17 protein-coding genes are annotated in these 17,331 nt (G+C 69.2%); 13 read left to right on the forward strand and 4 right to left on the reverse strand.

Features of this window, described 5'->3' with window-relative positions:
* Window positions 1–41: 41 nt before the first annotated feature.
* From ACZ5TL_RS17265 to aspA, 3 genes are all read left to right on the forward strand, one after another.
* Window positions 42–707, forward strand: a complete 666-nt coding sequence (locus ACZ5TL_RS17265; RefSeq protein ID WP_468590611.1) for a haloacid dehalogenase type II — start codon at window positions 42–44, stop codon at window positions 705–707.
* A 51-nt stretch (window positions 708–758) separates the two neighbouring features.
* Window positions 759–2,042 (forward strand): NAD(P)/FAD-dependent oxidoreductase, encoded by a 1,284-nt coding sequence (locus ACZ5TL_RS17270; RefSeq protein WP_468590612.1) that lies wholly within the window; start codon window positions 759–761, stop codon window positions 2,040–2,042.
* Window positions 2,043–2,137: 95 nt separating this feature from the next.
* Window positions 2,138–3,547: an aspartate ammonia-lyase gene (gene aspA, locus ACZ5TL_RS17275; RefSeq protein WP_468590614.1), complete on the forward strand. Its 1,410-nt coding sequence runs from the start codon at window positions 2,138–2,140 to the stop codon at window positions 3,545–3,547.
* A 153-nt stretch (window positions 3,548–3,700) separates the two neighbouring features.
* Here the strand turns inward: aspA and ACZ5TL_RS17280 are convergent, their stop codons facing one another.
* Entirely contained in the window at window positions 3,701–4,651 is a 951-nt protein-coding gene (locus tag ACZ5TL_RS17280; protein ID WP_468590615.1) for an NADP-dependent oxidoreductase, read from the reverse strand.
* A gap of 71 nt (window positions 4,652–4,722) precedes the next feature.
* Between ACZ5TL_RS17280 and ACZ5TL_RS17285 the strand changes: the two genes are divergently transcribed.
* A complete protein-coding gene (locus ACZ5TL_RS17285) occupies window positions 4,723–5,670 on the forward strand; it encodes a GlxA family transcriptional regulator (protein WP_468590616.1) in 948 nt (315 codons plus the stop codon).
* Window positions 5,671–6,040: 370 nt separating this feature from the next.
* Here ACZ5TL_RS17285 and aztA read toward each other — a convergent pair whose 3' ends face one another.
* The gene (gene aztA, locus ACZ5TL_RS17290) at window positions 6,041–6,784 is read right to left on the reverse strand and encodes a zinc ABC transporter ATP-binding protein AztA (RefSeq protein WP_468590618.1); all 744 of its coding nucleotides are present in this window, start codon (window positions 6,782–6,784) and stop codon (window positions 6,041–6,043) included.
* A gap of 14 nt (window positions 6,785–6,798) precedes the next feature.
* Between aztA and aztB the strand changes: the two genes are divergently transcribed.
* The 6 genes from aztB to ACZ5TL_RS17320 all read left to right on the forward strand — a co-directional run bounded on the left by aztB (window position 6,799) and on the right by ACZ5TL_RS17320 (window position 11,966).
* A complete protein-coding gene (aztB, locus tag ACZ5TL_RS17295; RefSeq protein ID WP_468590619.1) occupies window positions 6,799–7,656 on the forward strand; it encodes a zinc ABC transporter permease AztB in 858 nt (285 codons plus the stop codon).
* Window positions 7,657–7,676: 20 nt separating this feature from the next.
* Window positions 7,677–8,906 (forward strand): hypothetical protein, encoded by a 1,230-nt coding sequence (locus ACZ5TL_RS17300; RefSeq protein ID WP_468590620.1) that lies wholly within the window; start codon window positions 7,677–7,679, stop codon window positions 8,904–8,906.
* Window positions 8,903–9,862, forward strand: a complete 960-nt coding sequence (gene aztC / locus ACZ5TL_RS17305) for a zinc ABC transporter substrate-binding protein AztC (protein ID WP_468590621.1) — start codon at window positions 8,903–8,905, stop codon at window positions 9,860–9,862. The genes ACZ5TL_RS17300 and aztC overlap by 4 nt, the downstream gene beginning before the upstream one ends.
* Before the next feature lie 93 nt (window positions 9,863–9,955).
* Window positions 9,956–11,155 carry a zinc metallochaperone AztD gene (aztD, locus tag ACZ5TL_RS17310; RefSeq protein ID WP_468590622.1) on the forward strand — a complete coding sequence of 400 codons (1,200 nt, stop codon included), beginning with the start codon at window positions 9,956–9,958 and terminating at the stop codon, window positions 11,153–11,155.
* 335 nt (window positions 11,156–11,490) lie between these two features.
* Window positions 11,491–11,760, forward strand: coding sequence for a Tn3 family transposase (locus ACZ5TL_RS17315; RefSeq protein ID WP_468590912.1), 270 nt, complete (start codon window positions 11,491–11,493; stop codon window positions 11,758–11,760).
* The gene (locus tag ACZ5TL_RS17320; RefSeq protein ID WP_468590624.1) at window positions 11,676–11,966 is read left to right on the forward strand and encodes a Tn3 family transposase; all 291 of its coding nucleotides are present in this window, start codon (window positions 11,676–11,678) and stop codon (window positions 11,964–11,966) included. Before ACZ5TL_RS17315 ends, ACZ5TL_RS17320 begins: the two co-directional genes overlap by 85 nt.
* Window positions 11,967–11,990: 24 nt before the next feature.
* Here ACZ5TL_RS17320 and ACZ5TL_RS17325 read toward each other — a convergent pair whose 3' ends face one another.
* Both ACZ5TL_RS17325 and ACZ5TL_RS17330 read right to left on the reverse strand, forming a co-directional pair.
* Window positions 11,991–13,001, reverse strand: coding sequence for a DMT family transporter (locus ACZ5TL_RS17325; RefSeq protein ID WP_468590625.1), 1,011 nt, complete (start codon window positions 12,999–13,001; stop codon window positions 11,991–11,993).
* A complete protein-coding gene (locus tag ACZ5TL_RS17330; RefSeq protein ID WP_468590626.1) occupies window positions 12,998–13,603 on the reverse strand; it encodes a TetR/AcrR family transcriptional regulator in 606 nt (201 codons plus the stop codon). Before ACZ5TL_RS17330 ends, ACZ5TL_RS17325 begins: the two co-directional genes overlap by 4 nt.
* A 718-nt stretch (window positions 13,604–14,321) precedes the next feature.
* Between ACZ5TL_RS17330 and ACZ5TL_RS17335 the strand changes: the two genes are divergently transcribed.
* From ACZ5TL_RS17335 to ACZ5TL_RS17345, 3 genes are all read left to right on the forward strand, one after another.
* Window positions 14,322–15,503, forward strand: coding sequence for an ROK family transcriptional regulator (locus tag ACZ5TL_RS17335; RefSeq protein WP_468590627.1), 1,182 nt, complete (start codon window positions 14,322–14,324; stop codon window positions 15,501–15,503).
* Between the two features lie 67 nt (window positions 15,504–15,570).
* On the forward strand, window positions 15,571–15,873 hold the full coding sequence (locus ACZ5TL_RS17340; RefSeq protein WP_468590628.1) for a hypothetical protein: 303 nt from the start codon (window positions 15,571–15,573) through the stop codon (window positions 15,871–15,873).
* A gap of 14 nt (window positions 15,874–15,887) precedes the next feature.
* Complete coding sequence (locus ACZ5TL_RS17345; RefSeq protein ID WP_468590630.1) at window positions 15,888–17,237, forward strand: aspartate aminotransferase family protein; 1,350 nt, start codon at window positions 15,888–15,890, stop codon at window positions 17,235–17,237.
* The last annotated feature ends 94 nt before the right edge of the window (window positions 17,238–17,331 follow it).

Raw genomic sequence — 17,331 nt, forward strand, 5'->3', positions numbered from 1 at the left:
CCCCCACCCCCTGGAAACCCGCGAAACTGAGGCTGGACACCATGCGAGAGATCGTCACCTTCGACGCCTATGCAACCCTGATCAACTTCGAGCTCGGTCCCACGACCCTGAAGGTCCTGGAGGACCGGTTGGACCTGGACAACCTGGATGTCGACGAGTTCCTCGACGACTTCCGCGTCATGCGCTTCCAGGCCGTCCTGGAGGCCTACCGCCCCTACCACGAGATCCTGCACTCCAGCCTGCGCAACGCCATGCGCCTGCACGGCCTGGAGTACCGCGAGTCCGACGGCGACGCCCTGGTCGAGGCCGTCCCCACCTTCGGTCCCTTCCCGGAGGTCCCGGACGCGCTGCGCGCCCTGAAGACCAAGTACGAGATCGCCATCATCTCCAACACCGACGACAACCTGATCGCGCGGAACGTCGAGAACATCGGCGTCGAGTTCGACTACGTCATCACCGCCCAGCAGGCCGGCGCCTACAAGCCGGACCGCCAGACCTTCGAGTACGCCTTCACGACCATGGGCGTCGAGCCCTCGCAGGTCATCCACGTCGCCCAGGGCTGGGAGTACGACCACATCCCGACCCGTGACCTCGGCCTGAAGCGCCGGGTGTGGATCAACCGCTACGGCCGCCCGGGCAGCGCCGACTACCAGCCGTACGACGAGCTGCGTGACATGTCGGGCCTGCCGAAGCTGCTCGGCTGCTGACCTACGGCATACCGGCGACACAGGACTGAGAAACACGACAGGACGCACGCCATGAAGCAGATCCCCTACTGGCTGGACACAGCCCCCGCCCTGCCCGACCGTTCCGGAAAGGACCTGCCCGACGAGGCGGACGTGGTGGTGATCGGCGGCGGCCTCACCGGCCTGTCCACCGCCTACCACACCGCCCGCAAGGGTGCCCGGGTCGTCCTCGTGGAAAAGGACAAGGTCGGCTCGGGCGCCTCCGGGCGCAACGGCAGCATGTGCACCCAGGGCATCACCATCAGCCCTGCCGAGGCCCGCAAGCGCTACGGCCAGGAGCGCGCCCGCGAGCTGTACAACGCCTTCCGCGAGGCCGTCGACGTCGTCGAGGACCTCACGCGGACGGAACAGATCGACTGCGACTTCAACCGCGCCGGGCGCCTCGGCCTGGTCTGCAAGCCCCAGCACTTCGAGGGCCTGCAGGCCAAGCAGCGCGACCTGGCCGACAACTTCGGCCACGAGACGATCGTGCTGAGCAAGAGCGAGCTGCGGGCCGAGCTCGGCTCGGACTACTACCACGGCGCCCTGCTGGACCCGCTCAGCGCAGGTCTGCACGTGGGCAAGTTCGTCGGCGGCCTGGCCGAAGCCGCCGAACGCGCCGGCGCCGAGATCCACGAGCGCAACGCCGCCACCGGCCTCACCCGCCTCCCCGGCGGCGGCTTCCTGGTGGAGACGATGAACGGCACCATCCGTGCCAAGCAGGTCATGGCGGCGACGGACGCCTACACCGACAAGTCGATGCCGTGGTTCCGCAAGCGGCTGATCAACGTCGGCAGCTTCATCATCGTCACCGAGCCGCTGGGGGAGGCGCGCGCCAAGGAGCTCATCCCGAACGGCCGCCTGCTGGTCGCCCACAAGAACGTCGGCCACTACGTCCGCCTCACCCCGGACAACCGCCTCGCCTTCGGCGGCCGGGCCCGCTTCGCCCCCTCCAACCCGGCCTCCGACATCAAGAGCGGCGACATCCTCAAGCGGGAGATGACCGAGATCTTCCCGCAGCTGGCAGGGGTGCGCATCGACTACGTGTGGGGCGGCATGGTCGGTTTCTCCTGGGACCGCATTCCGCACGCGGGCGAGGTCAACGGCCTGTACTACTCCATGGGTTACTGCGGCCACGGCGTCCAGATGGCCACGTACATGGGCCGCGCGGTCGCCGAGATGATGGACGGCAAGCCGGAGGCCAACCCGCTGCGCGGTTTCGGTTTCCCGAAGGTCCCCGTCCCCTTCTACAACGGCACCGCCTGGTTCCTTCCGTTCGGCGGTGCTTATTACAAGGCCAAGGACCGCCTGCTCTGAGCAGGTACCGACACCGGTGACACCGCGGGGGGCCTTCCGCGCAGCAGCGTGGAAGCCCCCCCCCACCATGCCTCCCGAGAGAAGGCCCCAGACTCATGAACGCCGTCACCCGCATTGAGCACGACTTGCTCGGTGACCGGGATGTTCCCGTCGACGCCTACTGGGGTGTTCACACCCTGCGTGCCACGGAGAACTTCCCGATCACCGGCACTCCCATCTCCGCCTATCCGCACCTGATCGACGCCCTGGCCGCCGTCAAGGAGGCCGCCGCGCTGGCGAATGAGGAGCTGGGGCTGCTGGAGCCGGAGAAGGCGGCCGCGATTGTCGCCGCGTGCCGGGAGATCCGGGTCGGCAAGCTGCACGAGCAGTTCGTCGTCGACGTCATCCAGGGCGGTGCCGGCACCTCGACGAACATGAACGCCAACGAGGTCGTGGCGAACAGGGCGTTGGAGCTGCTGGGCCACGAGAAGGGCCAGTACGAGTACCTGCACCCCAACGAGGACGTCAACCTCGGGCAGTCGACCAACGACGTCTATCCGACCGCGGTCAAGATCGCGACGGTGTTCGCGGTGCGCGGGTTGATCAAGGCGATGGCTGCCCTGCAGGACTCCTTCGCCCGTAAGGCCGTGGAGTTCCGCGACGTGCTCAAGATGGGCCGTACACAGTTGCAGGACGCGGTCCCGATGACGCTCGGGCAGGAGTTCTCGGCATACGCCGTCATGATCGAGGAGGACCGGTCCCGTCTTGCCGAGGCCGTCGAGTTGATCCATGAGATCAACCTGGGTGCCACGGCGATCGGCACCGGCCTCAACGCCCCCGCCGGATATGCCGAGGCTGCCCGCCGCCACCTCGCCGAGATCACCGGGCTGCCGCTGGTGACCGCCGCCAACCTGGTCGAGGCCACGCAGGACTGCGGCGCGTTTGTGCAGATGTCCGGGGTGCTCAAGCGGATCGCCGTCAAGCTCTCCAAGAGCTGTAACGATCTGCGGCTTTTGTCCTCCGGGCCGCGTGCGGGCCTGGGTGAGATCAACCTGCCGCCGGTGCAGGCGGGTTCGTCGATCATGCCGGGCAAGGTGAACCCCGTGATCCCCGAGGTGGTCAACCAGGTCGCCTTCGAGGTGATCGGCAACGATGTGGCCATCACCATGGCCGCCGAGGCCGGACAGCTCCAGCTCAACGCCTTCGAGCCGATCATCCTGCACTCCCTGTCGGAGTCCCTCACCCACCTCCGCGCAGCCTGTCTCACGCTGGCCGAGCGGTGCGTGGACGGCATCACCGCCAACAAGGACGAACTCCGCGCGGCGGTGGAGACCTCCATCGGTCTGGTGACCGCGTTGAACCCGTACATCGGGTACACGGCAGCCACCGACATCGCCAAGGAGGCCCTCGCCACCGGCCGGGGCGTGGCCGAACTCGTCCTGGAGAAGGGCCTGTTGCCCGCCGAGACCCTTGCCGACCTGCTGCGGCCCGAGGTCGTGGCGGGCAACGGCCAGGTGCTGGCCTGACAGGGAACAACCTCCTGCTCACCGGACGGCGACCCGAGTTGCCCGAGTGCCATCCGGACGATCTCTACCTCGCGGGGGACCTCAACGACGCGACCTTCGTCTGCCTGTCGTGTGGGTGCCGGGAGTCACGGCACCCACACGGTCGGATCTGAGTCAGTCGACCACCAGGACCAGCTTGCCCGTGGTCCGGCCGGTTTCGCCGAGCGCGTGCGCCTTGGCGGCTTCGGCCAGCGGGAAGGTGCCGGCGATCGTGGCGCGCAGCCGGCCCGCCTCGGCGAGCGCCGCGATCTCCTTCATCCCGGTGTGGTCGGCGTCTACGAGCATCTCGGTCGCACGCACCCCGAGGTTCTCGGCCTCCCGGGGCAGTTCCTTCGAACCCCGCGGCACGAGGGTGACCAGGAGTCCGCCCTTGCGCAGGATCCGCAGCGAGCGGTGGAGGTAGTCGCCGCCGATCGTGTCCAGCACGACGTCGACATCCCGTACGGCCGTGGCGAAGTCGGTCTCCCGGTAGTCGATCAGCTCGTCCGCGCCCAGCCCTGCCAGGAACTCGTGCTTGCCGGCACTCGCCGTGCCGATCACGTAAGCCCCCCGCGCCTTGGCGATCTGCACGGCCACATGTCCGACGCCGCCGGCCGCCGCGTGAATCAGGACCCGCTGCCCGGGCTGAACGTTCGCCGTCTCGACCAGGGCCTGCCAGGCGGTCAGTGAGACCAGCGGAAGCGCGCCCGCCTGTGTGTGGTCGATGTTCGAGGGCTTGAGCGCGAAGGTGCGGGTGGGGGCGGTGACGTACTGGGCGTGCGAGCCGTGACCGAACGGGTAGGACAGCATGCCGAAGACCTCGTCACCCGGCTTGAAGAGGGCGACACCGGTGCCCGTCGCCTCGACCACGCCGGAGACGTCCCAGCCGAGGACGAAGGGCGGCTCGCCGAGGAAGCGGCCGGTGGCGCGGTGCTTCCAGTCCGTCGGGTTGACCCCGGCGGCGCGCACCCGGACCAGTACTTCGTTCGGACGTGGCGCGGGGCGCTCGACCTCCACTTCCTTGAGGACCTCGGGACCGCCGAGGACGTCCTGGCTGATGGCGCGCATCGTGTGCTGAGTGCTCATGGTGTCCCACCCTGCCCGAGCGCGTCCGCCCGGAAAATGGCCTGATAGCCAGTCTTCGATAGGATCGTGCCATGCAGCATGTGCACAGGGTCGTGGTTTTGGCGCTCGACGGGGTCTACCCCTTCGAACTCGGCATTCCCAGCCGGATCTTCGGCGCCGCCGACGGCCGGTACGAGGTGGTGACCTGCACCGTCGACGGGCGTCCGGTGCGCAGCAACGCCGACTTCACCATCACCGCCGAGCACGGCCCCGAGTTCCTGGCCACGGCCGACACCGTGGTCGTCGCGCCCATCTCGCCGTCGTGTGTCACCGCAGAGCTGCCGGACGAGGTCACTGTCGCGCTCGCGTGGATCCGGCCAGGCACGCGCATCGTCTCCATCTGCACCGGCGCCTTCGTGCTCGCCGCGGCCGGGTTCCTGGACGGCCGCAAGGCGACCACGCACTGGCGGCAGGCGGACCGGTTCCGGCATATGTTCCCGCACCTCGCCCTCGACCCGGATGTGCTCTTCGTCGACGACGACCCCATTCTGACCTCGGCCGGAGCCGCCTCCGGCGTCGACGTCTGCCTGCACGTCGTGCGCAAGGACCACGGCAGCCGGCTCGCCAACACGGTCGCCCGCCGCTGCGTGGTTCCGCCGTTCCGGGACGGCGGCCAGGCACAGTACATCGAGCAGCCAGTCCCGGAAAGCGGGGCCGCGAGCACGGCCGCCACCCGCGCCTGGGCCCTCGAACGCCTCGACGAACCGCTGACGCTCGCCGATCTCGCCGCCCACGCCCGGATGAGCCGGCGCACCTTCGCCCGCCGCTTCAACGACGAGGTGGGCCTCAGCCCCGGCCGCTGGCTCATCCAGCAGCGTGTAGCCCGAGCCCGGGACCTGCTGGAATCCAGCGACCTGTCGGTGGACCAGATCGCCGGCCGGGTCGGCTTCGCCACGGGCGCCTCCCTGCGCCAGCACCTGCACGCGGCGATCGGCGTCTCACCGCAGGCTTACCGGCGTACGTTCCAGGCGGCACGCTAGCAGTGCTTGGTCAAGTCGCCCTGCCCTGTGGCGATTCGGTGCCTGCGCCAGTCGGCCGACAGCCGGGACAAGCCGGTTGCCGCAGGTCGCGGCCTCGCATCCCAAACCGCCGGAGCTCGACCCCGCCCGCCGGAGCCACACCTGACCAAGCCCTACTAGTGCCCGCCGGGATCTACCGGTGGTCAGTGCTTCGGTGAACCGACACCATGCGGGACTGCGGGAGAGCGCTCGAAGGGTGTGTCAGCTCTCACCGGCGTGGACCCATCGACGTGCGAGAGCCCTGGGCCGGGCCTGACCTGGGGCAGCCGCGGTTACATGCGACAGCGGCACGTGAGCACCATCGACATGAGGTGGGAAAAGGGCCGTCGCCTCACACCGGTTGCCAGATCTGGGCGAGCGTTGAGGCGGTGAGAAGTTGCTCGGGGCGTCCCTGCCCCGCCAGCTGGCCGTCGCGGAGCAGGAGGCAGGCGTCCGCCGAGCGGGCGGCTTCCAGGTCGTGTGTGGCTTGCACGACGGTCCTGCCGTCGGCGACCAGCTCCGTCAGCAGCGCGGCGATCCGGTCCCTTGCCTCGGGGTCCAGGCCCGTGGTCGGTTCGTCCAGGAGGAGCAGGTCCGACTCCTGGGCGAGTCCTTGGGCGATCAGGGCGCGTTGCCGCTGTCCGCCGGAGAGCTCTCCGAGTTGGCGGGTGGCGAGGTCGGTGATGCCGAGCCTCTCCATGGCCTGGTCCACGGTGGCTCGATCCTGCCGCGTCAGCCGGCGCCACGGCCCGCGGTCGCCCCAGCGCCCCATCTCCACCGTCTGCCTGACCGTGAGCGGCAGTGCGTCAGCGACGGCGCCGCGCTGCGGGACGAACGCCGGCGGCCGCTCGCCGGCGTGGTGGAGCCGGCCTGATGTGGGTTGGATCACTCCGGCCATTACTCCGAGCAGGGTGGACTTCCCGCTGCCGTTCGGGCCGACGAGCGCCGTGATCGCCAACGCCGGTATCTCCGCGTCAAGTTGATGCAGAACGGGGCGGCCGGGATATCCGGCGGAGAGCTCCGTGAAGCGGACCCGGGGCGTCCTGGCCTCGGCGAGGGCGGGAGAGGACCCCTGTGTTTTGAACATGGTTTTCATTATAGTGCGTTTATATGGAGTGGTTGACGGGCCCTTTCGAGGTGACCTTCGTGCAGAGGGCCCTGTGGGGCGGAATGTTGGTGTCGGCGATCTGTGCCCTGGCCGGCACCTGGGTGGTGCTCAGGGGAATGGCCTTCCTCGGTGACGCCATGTCGCACGGGCTGCTGCCCGGAGTCGCGCTCGCCGCGCTGTTCGGCGGCAACCTGCTGCTGGGGGCGCTGCTGAGCGCGGCCGTCATGACGGCCGGCGTCACGGCTCTCGGCCGCACCCCGCGGCTGTCCCAGGACACCGGGATTGGGCTGCTGTTCGTGGGGATGCTGTCGCTCGGTGTCATCATCGTCTCGCGGTCGCAGTCCTTCGCGGTCGACCTGACCGGGTTCCTCTTCGGTGACGTCCTCGCCGTCCGCGAGCAGGACTTGGTGCTGCTGGGTGTGGCGCTGCTGCTGGCACTAGCCGTCTCGGTCCTCGGCCACCGCGCCTTCCTCGCCCTGGCCTTCGACTCACGCAAGGCCCAGACGCTCGGCCTGCGGCCCCGCCTGGCCCACGCCCTGCTGCTCGGCCTGCTGGCGCTGGCCATCGTCGCCTCCTTCCACATTGTGGGCACGCTGCTGGTGCTGGGTTTGCTCATCGCCCCGCCGGCCGCAGCGCTGCCCTGGGCGCGCAGTGTGCGGGGCGTCATGGCCCTCGCGGCGCTCCTCGGCATCACCGCCACCTTCGGAGGCCTGCTGCTGTCCTGGCACCTGAGCACCGCGGCCGGCGCGACCGTCTCGGCCCTCGCGGTGAGCCTGTTCTTCCTCTCCCACCTGGCATCCGGCCTCCGCCACCGCAGCCGCGCGCGCCTCCTCGGCGCTCACGCCGCAGCGACCGACTGAAAGAACCTGAGGCGATCCCTTTGCTCGTCCGAAGCAACGTCATACCTTGGGCGCCCGCCGCGCTCGTGGCGATCTCCCTGCTCACCACGAGTTGCGCGAGCCGCGACGACACCGCGTCCGCCCCGAAGGCCACCGCCTCGGCCTCCGCTCCGCACGGTTACGTCAAGGGGGCCCAGGAGAAGGCCGAGCAGCAGTCGCGGCTGCTGCTCAACGACCCGGCCACCGGAGACACCCGGGTACTCGATCTGATCACCGGCAAGACGCACGAGGTGTCCCGGACGACGGGCACCACGGAACTGACCACCGACGGCCGCTTCGGCTACTTCCACACCGCGGACGGCACGCGCGTCCTGGACAGCGGCGCCTGGATGGTGGACCACGGCGATCACGTCCACTACTACCGCGCGGCGATACGTGACGTGGGCCGGCTGCCCGCAGGCCCGGGCACCCGCGTCCGCAGCGATGCCGCCGTGACAGCGGTGACCGACGAGGACGGCCGCGCCAGGAGCTATCACCGGGCCGGTCTGGAGAAGGGCAAGGTCGGCTCCGCCCGCACGCTTCCCGGGACGCACGCGGGAGCCGTCGTGCCGTACGCGGAGCACCTGCTCGGTGTCACGGAGGGCGGGAAGGTCGTGGTGTACGACCGCGAGGGCAAGCGGGCCGCGTCGCCGGACGCCGGGTGCGAGGAAGCGCGGGGCGACGCCGTCACCCGGCGCGGAGTCGTCCTCGGCTGCGCCGACGGCGCCCTGCTCGTCCGTGAGGCCGACGGCACCTTCACCGCCGAGAAGATCCCGTACGGCAGCGACGTACCCGAAGCGGAACGGGCCACGGCCTTCCGGCACCGGCCCGGCAGCGACACGCTCACGGCGCCCGCCGGTGACCGGGCTGTGTGTGTGCTGGATGTCAGCGAGCGCGCGTGGACACGAGTGAAGACCGGTTCCGTCGTCTCCGCCAACACCGCCGGCGAGGGCTCCGTCCTGATCGTCCTGGAGACCGACGGAGCACTCCACGGCTACGACATCGCCAGCGGCAAGCAGGTCTCCAAGACAAAGCCGCTTCTGACGGGCGCCCCCGAGACCTGGGCCGACGGGAAGGCGGCACCGGTCATCGAGGTCGACCGCAGCCGCGCCTACCTCAACGACTCCAAGGGCAAACGCGTGTACGAGATCGACTACAACGACAACCTGCGCGTCGCGCGCACCTTCGACCTGGACATCGAGCCGGCCCTGATGGTGGAGGCCGGACGATGACGAGACGGACGCGAGGGGAGCGGCGGCCGCGCACCCTCCTGCTGGTCCTGCTCACCCTCGCCCTGACCGGTGCCGGCACCGGCTGTAGGAGCAGCGACGACCGGCCCCGGGTGGTCGTGACGACCAACATCCTGGGCGACATCACGCAGCAGATCGTCGGCGACGAAGCCGACGTCACCGTGCTGATGAAGCCGAACGCCGACCCGCACTCCTTCGGCCTGTCGGCCGTGCAGGCCGCCGAGTTGGAGCGCGCCGACCTGGTGGTCTTCAACGGGCTCGGTCTGGAGGAGAACGTCCTGCGGCACGTGGAAGCCGCCCGCGAGTCCGGGGTGCCCACCTTCGAGGCCGGCAAGGCGGTGGACCCCCTGACCTTCCAGGCACACGACGACGGCGGCCCCGAGGAGGAGGCCGGACAGCCCGACCCGCACTTCTGGACCGACCCCGACCGCGTCCGCAAGGCCACAGGTTTGATCGCAGACCAGGTCGTTGAGCACGTGGACGGCGTGGACGAGAAGGCGATCCGCGACAACGCCGACCGCTATGACGGCCAACTCGCCGACCTCACCGCCAGGATGGAGAAGTCCTTCGACCGCATACCGGAGAAACAGCGGGCGTTGGTGACCAACCACCACGTCTTCGGCTACCTCGCCGAGCGTTTCGGTTTCCGGGTGATCGGCGCGGTGATCCCGAGCGGTACGACGCTGGCCTCACCCAGCTCCTCCGACCTGCGCTCACTCACCGAGGCGATGCGCAAGGCAGGCGTACGAACCGTGTTCGCGGACTCGTCCCAGCCCAAGCGGCTGGCCGAAGTCCTGCGCACCGAACTGGGCGGCCAGGTGCGGGTCGTCGAGCTCTACTCCGAATCCCTGACCGAGAAGGGCAAGGGCGCCGGCACCTACCTGCAGATGATGCGCGCCAACACCACCGCCATGACCGACGGCCTGACCAGCGCCTGAACCAGCGCCCCTGACCTGGACACCGGCCGACCACGGCCATCACACACTCCCCACCCCACGCCGCGCTCGCGCGGCACAGAAAGGAACACACCGGTGAACAAGCCGATACGCAACCGAGCTTTCACGGGCACGGCCCTCGCCCTGGCGGCTTCCGCGGTCCTGACCGCCTGCGGAGGAGAGGACACCTCCTCGTCCGACACGAAGGCCAAGGCGGCGCCGAGCACAAAGGCCGTGGCGGTCAAGGACCCGGTGGTCGCCACGTTCGACGGCGGACTGTACGTCCTGGACGGCGAGAGCCTGAAGCTGGCCGGCACGATCGAGCTGCCCGGCTTCAACCGTCTCAACCCCGCAGGCGACGACTCCCACGTCATGGTCTCCACCGACGCCGGTTTCCGCGTCCTGAACGCCGCCGAGCAGACCTTCACCGGCATCGAGTACAAGGGCGCCAAGCCCGGCCACGTCGTACGGCATGCCGGCAAGACGATCCTGTTCACCGACGGCACCGGCGAGGTCAACGTCTTCGACCCCAACGACCTCGACGGCGGCAAGAAGCCCGAAGGCCGCACCTACACCTCCGCCGAGCCGCACCACGGTGTTGCCATCGAACTGAGCGACGGCGAACTCCTCACCACCCTCGGCACCGAGGAGAAGCGCACCGGCGCCCTCGTCCTGGACAAGAACAACAAGGAGATCAAGCGCAACGAGAACTGCCCCGGCGTCCACGGCGAGGCCGCGGCCAAGGGCGAGGCCGTCGGCATCGGCTGCGAGGACGGCCTCCTGATCTACAAGGACGGCAAGTTCACCAAGGTCGACGCCCCCGACGACTACGGCCGCATCGGCAACCAGAGTGGCAGCGACACCTCGCCCGTCCTCCTGGGCGACTACAAGACCGACCCGGAGGCCGAACTGGAGCGGCCGACCCGCATCTCCCTCATCAACACCGAGACCGGGAAGCTGCGCCTGGTCGACCTGGGCACCAGCTACTCCTTCCGCTCGCTCGGCCGCGGACCCCACGGCGAGGCCCTCCTCCTCGGCACCAACGGCGCCCTCCACGTCATCGACCCCGAGACGGGCAAGGTGGACAAGAAGATCTCCGTCGTGGACGCATGGCAGGAGCCGCTGGACTGGCAGCAGCCCCGGCCCACCCTCTTCGTCCGCGACCACACGGCATACGTCTCAGAGCCGGGCAAGCGCCAACTGCACGCCGTCGACATCGAATCGGGCAAGAAGGTCACCTCTGTGACCCTGCCGAAGAGCACGAACGAACTCTCCGGCGTCGTCGCGGGCCACTGATCCTCCGACCTCGGTGAGACCGTCCGACACCAAGGCGCCGGCTTGTCATTGCCGCGGATCGGGCCGTGATGCTCGCACTGCCGCCAGCATCACGGGTGCGCTGCCAGCATCACGCGTGCGAAGGCGCCGATGCGGGCCCCGGCTACCCGACCGTCGAGAAGAGCCGCTGTGCGTCTACAGCCGGCACACATCGTGCTCGGTCTCCGAGGTCGCCGCGATGATCGAGGCGTGCTGCGGCACTGCACGGACGTGGAGATCGACCGGCAGTACACCGACACGCACGGCGCCTCCATCGTCGGGTCCGCCTTCGCCCACAGCACCCCACCTACCGGGCGATCGAGGAACTCGGGCGAGCGGTAGGTGGGGCGTACATCTGCGACTACCTCGCCGACGCGGACCTGCGGCGCGAGATCAACGACGGGCTCCAGGTCGTGGAGAACTGGAACTCCGCCAACCACGATCAGTTCTACGGCAAGGACAGCGGGCTGACCGGCTCCGGCAAGGAGTCCCAGGAGTCTCCATGCTCGCCCTGCTCCTGCTCCTGCTCCTGCTCCTGCTCCAGTCCGCGCTGGTGCACGTCAACACCCTGCTGCAGGACATCCTGAGCGAGGAGAAGTGGCGGAAGCGGCTCACCGACGCCGACCGGCGGGCCCTGTCCCCGCTGTTCTGGACCCACGTACACCTCTACGGCCTACGGCCGGTTCGAGCTGGACATGAACTCCCACCTCCCCCTTGCCGTCGCAGTGGCGGGATGGGGCGGCACCTTGAGGACGCGTACCCCCAGCATCGCGCCCGCCCTGATGACGGGTAGGCCCGCCGCCCCTGAGCGCCTGGGTCAGGGCGATGTGCCGGGCCCGGCCACAGCGACGGCGTCCCTTGGGGCGGTTGTGGCCGGCCCCGTGGAGGTTGCCCGGGACCTCGCTGTGGTGCGGGTGGGCATGGTGAGTACGGCGAGGCAGCCGACGACCAGGCCGATACCGGTCCAGCCCAGCAGGGGCAGGCGTTCACCGACGACGAGCACGGCCAGGACGGCCGCGACGGCGGGTTCCAGCAGCGAGAGGGTGGTCGCGGTGCTGGCCGGCACGTGCGCCAGCCCCCAGCCGAACAGGATGTAGCCGACGAACATGGGCACCAGAGCCATGTAGGCGCCGACGGCCGCGTTGGACCAGGAGGCCAGGAGCGGGGCACCGGTGGCCAGCAGCACCGGCATCAGCAGCAGCCCGCCGATCCCGAAGACGGTCCCCATCGCCGTGCGGGAGGTGACACCGCGGCTGATCAGGCGGTGGGCCGCCCAGGACATCAGGGCGTAGGTGAGCCCGGCCACCAGGCCGAGTCCCACGCCGAGCACGGTGTCGCCCGCGGGGCGGGCGCCGGGGACGGAAGGGGAGCTGGCGGCTTCGGCCGCGCACAGCAGGACCGTCCCGGACAGGCCCAGAGCGGCGCCGGTCATCCAGCGGCGCGTGAGGCGGCGCCCGTCGACGACACGCTCGACCAGGGCCGAGGAGAGCGGAGCCGAGCCGATCGACACGACTGTGCCGACGGCGACCCCGGCCAGGTGCATAGAGCTGTAGAACGCCAGGGGATAGACCCCCACCGACAGCGCCCCCACCAGCACCGCGCCCTTCTGCGCACGCAGCCGAGGGCCCTCTCGGCGGATACGGGGGGCGGCGATGAGCGCCTGGAGCAGTCCGCCCACGCCCATGGCCACGGCCCCGATCGCGAGCGGCCCCACCGCGGGGGCGAAGGTCGCGGCGGTGCCAGTGGTGCCCCACAGCACGGACGCCATAAGCACGCACACCGCCCCCACGCCCGTTGAGCCGGCCGTATGTCCGGCGGTCCGCGTCACAGCCGGTCCAGCAGGTCGGCCGCCAGCGCCCGGGCGTGCTCCAGACGCGTCGCCGCGCCCTCCAGTCCGGCCCGCGCCGTCGCTCCTTCCAGCAGGAACGACAGGTGTTCCGCCATGGCGCGGGCTTCCTCGGGCCGCCCGGGCAGCAGCTGATCAAGATGCCCGGCGATCAGATCCTCGACCTCTTCCTTGTGCCGGCGCACCACGGCCCGCCCCCCGTCACCGGCAGGCAGCTCGGCGGCGGCGTTCAGCAGGCCGCAGCCCCGGAAGCCGTGCTCGTAGGCGAAGGCCGCGTGGTCGGCGTACGCGTCGAAGACGGCCAGCACGCCGCCGCGACCGTCCTGCGCCCCTTCCAGTCGCCGCCGGTACAGGCCCAGCCATTCCTCGTGCCGCGCATCGAGGTAGGCCATCACCAGCTCGGCCTTGGAGGAGAAGTTGTTGTACAGGCTCATCTTCGCCACGCCCGCCTCGGCGGTGATCGTGTCGATCCCCGTCGCCGCCACGCCGTCCGCGTAGAAGCGCCGGGCTGCGGCAGCGAGCAGCTTCTCGCGCGCTGTCCCCCTCCGCCTGGGACGCTCTGCCGCCGTTCCGGTTTCGCTCATCACACTGCCTCCCTACTGCTAGGTAGGTCAGTCTACCTAACGGCAGAAGGGTACCCGCTCGACATCAGCCTTCTCTCGCATGCGGGCCCTTTGTGCGAGCGAGATCAAATACGGGGTGAGCTGCTGTTCGCGGCACGGCGGCCGGCCGCCGGTCATCACCGACGACATGTCGCACACGGTCCTGCGCCGCCGGGTGCTCGGCGAGCCTGTCGAGCGGATCCAGCCCGACCTGATCCGCCGCGGGCATCTACCGTGCTCGCTGCTGGCCTCAAGCCAACGCCATTTGTTACAGTTCCAGCCTGAAATAAGAAACCTGTTATGCTCGCGGTATGCGGTCAAGCCGCTCCAAGGCAGGGCGCCGGCCCAGCTACGTCGAGGTCGTTTCGGCCGTTGACCAGCGGCTGGCCGCACAGGATTGCACTGGTCCGCGAATGCTCGCTGCCGGCAGTCAGCTGGTCGTCGCCCCCGGGCTTTCTGCCCTTCTCCGCAACGCGGCGATGCGCCCCTGGAGTGCTTGGGGGACCTACGGAGTTCATGACAGATGAGTCGAGAACCGTCCGGCAAGGCGGAAGACGCCGATACGGACCCCTTCGAGCGTGCCCGGGCGGGAGCGACGGATCCACCGGAACACCCGCTTCTCACCGCGTCGAAACCCCTGGTCGGACCGCCCAAACCGGCCCCTGCCCGATCGGCGTACCGGGCTCGCTATGGTCATCACGTGACCAATCCGACCTCGCGCGACTACAACAAGGCATCAGTCCTCGACGTGGTCCTCTCCCACGCGCCCTTGACGCGGAACCAGCTCATCGAGCTGACGGGCCTGAGCAAGGCCACTGTGTCCAGAGCGGTTGAGGAGCTGCGGGCCGACGGCTTCGTCGTCGACAGCGGGATCGACGAGATCACCGGCCGCGGCCGCCGCTCCACCTATCTGGACCTGCCTGGCACCACCGGGCACGTCGCCGGTGTCAGCTTCGGTGCCCAGACCACCGGCGTGCTGGTGACCGACCTGAGGGGTCGTGAGATCCAGCACGTGACGGTTCCCACCGCCGATCACCAGGAGGTCGAGGACGCCGCGCGATGGCTGGTCGACCTCATCGCGCAGGCCGCCCGATCTGCGCAGGGTCCTCTGCGTCAGATCGTCGCCGCAGTGCCCGGCCGGGTCCGGGGTGGCACCGAGATCTTCGGCCCTGCGGAGTCGATGAAAATCTTTGCGGGCTCAGGCCTCCAGCAAGCCGTCGAAAACCTCATCGAGGCCCCCGCGCTCCTCGACAGCGACGCCAACGCGTCCCTGCTCGGGATCCTCACGAACGACGCAACCATCAAGAACGCCGCGCTCTTCAGCGTCAGCACCACACTGAACTTCGCCAGCTGCACGGATCATGAGCTCGCACGGGGAGGTACACCCACCTTCGGGGGCATCGGTGTGCTCTCCTCCGGAGTCGGCGACGAGAACCTCGACGAGCTGCTGAGCGCCCGAGGTCTCCTCCGGTTCGCCCGCAAGCAAGGGCTCGACCTGGAGCGCATCGAGGATCTCTGGCTGCAACCGCACACCGAGGCGCCGCACACCGAGGCGCCGCACGCCGAAGTGCTGCAGGCGTTCACCACCGCGATCGTGACCGCCGTCAGCGTCGTCGCCGTGACGCTCGACCCGGAGTCGGTCTACTTCGTGGGCCGGCTGCGCCCGCTCGTCGATGTCGTCCTTCCCCAGGTGCGCGGGCGGCTCGACCAGAGCCTTCCGGCGGTGCCAGAGATCAGGACGGGTCCGCATCAGATCGGTCTGTCGACGGCACAAGGCGCGGTCTGCGCATGCCTGACGGTCGTTCAGGAACGGCTGCGCGACGCCGTGCTCGGAGCACGGCAACAGAACCGGCTCTCGGAGAAGTCCGCACCGGCCTTCTGAGCCGACCGCCGGCGGCGTCGGCACTAGAGCCCCACGGCAGCGACAGCCAGCCGGCATCTCTCGCCTCATGGCAGTGCCGCTCTCGCCCCCACATCGCTGCTCACCGAACTCAGGCGTACTTGCCACGAATATCAGCGTCTACACGATTCGCTACGTGCCGGGGCATCTGCCGTGCAAGGACGGTGTGCTGCTGGGGCAGGGCATCGTCGGCCGGGACGTCGAGACAGCAGGCGGCGCGGGTCTGGCGCCTGGGCGTGTCGACGTGGCGATCACCGGGGCGGACACCAAAGTTTCTAGTTTCAGATTGGAACTGGAATTAACGATGGTATGGTTCCGGCCAACGCAGCGAGCAACCCCGGAACGAGACTGAAGGTGTGCCTGCCGATGACTTCGACGCTGAGTCGGGCGATAGCCCACTACCCCAACCGGTTCGACCCCGGGGTACTGAGCGAACTCCCCGAGCACCTCCAAGAGACCATCCAGCGCCGGAACAAGGTGCTGGGCCCTGGCTACACACTGATCTACAGGGAGCCGGTCGAGTTCGTCTCCGGCCGCGGCGCCCACCTGATCGACCGCGACGGCAACGACTACCTCGACGCCTACAACAACGTCCCCTGCGTCGGGCACGCCCACCCCCACGTTGTCGAGGCCGTCGCCCGCCAGATGGCGGTGGTCAACACCAACACGCGTTACGTCCAGGAAGCACTGGTCGACTACGCGGAGCGGCTTCTTGCGACATTCCCCGAGGAGCTGTCCAAGCTGAGCATCGCGTGCAGCGGGTCGGAGGCGAACGACCTGGCGGTTCGGGTGGCGCGGTTCCACACGGGCGGCGAGGGCATCATCGTCACCCGCTGGGCCTACCACGGCCTCACCCGTGAGGTGGCGAGCTTCTCACCGACCCTCGGCGCGGGCTCGCCGCTGGGCCCGAACGTCCGGCTCATCGACGCTCCTGACCCGCGCCTCGTCGCGCCCGGCTCCACGCTCGCCGAGCACATGCGGCAGCAGGTGCGCGGCGCGATCGACGACCTCGAGCGCCATGGGTACCGGCTCGCGGCCCTGATCACCGACTGCGCCTACAGCAGCGATGGCATCTTCACCGACCCCCCCGGCTACATGCAGGCCGTGGTGGAGGAGGTGCACGCGGCCGGCGGTGTCTACATCGCGGACGAGGTCCAGTCGGGATTCGCCCGGCTCGGGGAGTCGATGTGGGGCTTCAGCCGCCACGGTGTGCTGCCGGACATCGTCACCATGGGCAAGCCGATGGGCAACGGCCTGCCGATCTCGGGTGTGGTCTTCCGCCCCGAGGTCTGCGAGGAGTTCGGACGCAACGTCCGCTACTTCAACACCTTCGGCGGCAGCTCCATCCCCGTGGCCGCAGGCGCCGCGGTGCTGGACGTCTTCGAGAAGGAGAACGTGCAGCAGCGCGTCCTGGAGAGCGGCAACGCTCTGCGCGCGGGGCTGAGGGAGATCACCAAGGATTCCCCCTACGTCGCCGAAGTCCGCGGCGCCGGTCTCTACGTCGGCGTGGAGATCGTCAAGGACCGCCAGACCCTCGAGCCCGACCGCGCACGTGCCGAAGACGTCATCAACGACATGCGCGATCGCCGCATCCTGATCAGCGGCACGGGCACGTCGGCGAACACGCTGAAGATCCGCCCTCCGCTGGCCTTCGGCTCCGCCGATGTAACGCGATTCCTCGAGACCTTCGCCGAGGTCGCGAAGAACCGTCTGTGACAGGCTGACCGAAGGGACTGACCGTGAACACCTCACCAGCTACGAACTATGCTCAGCGGCTCCTCCAGGAGAGCGGCCTGACGTCGTCCCACGA

This window comes from Streptomyces sp. NPDC033136, from assembly GCF_055578235.1.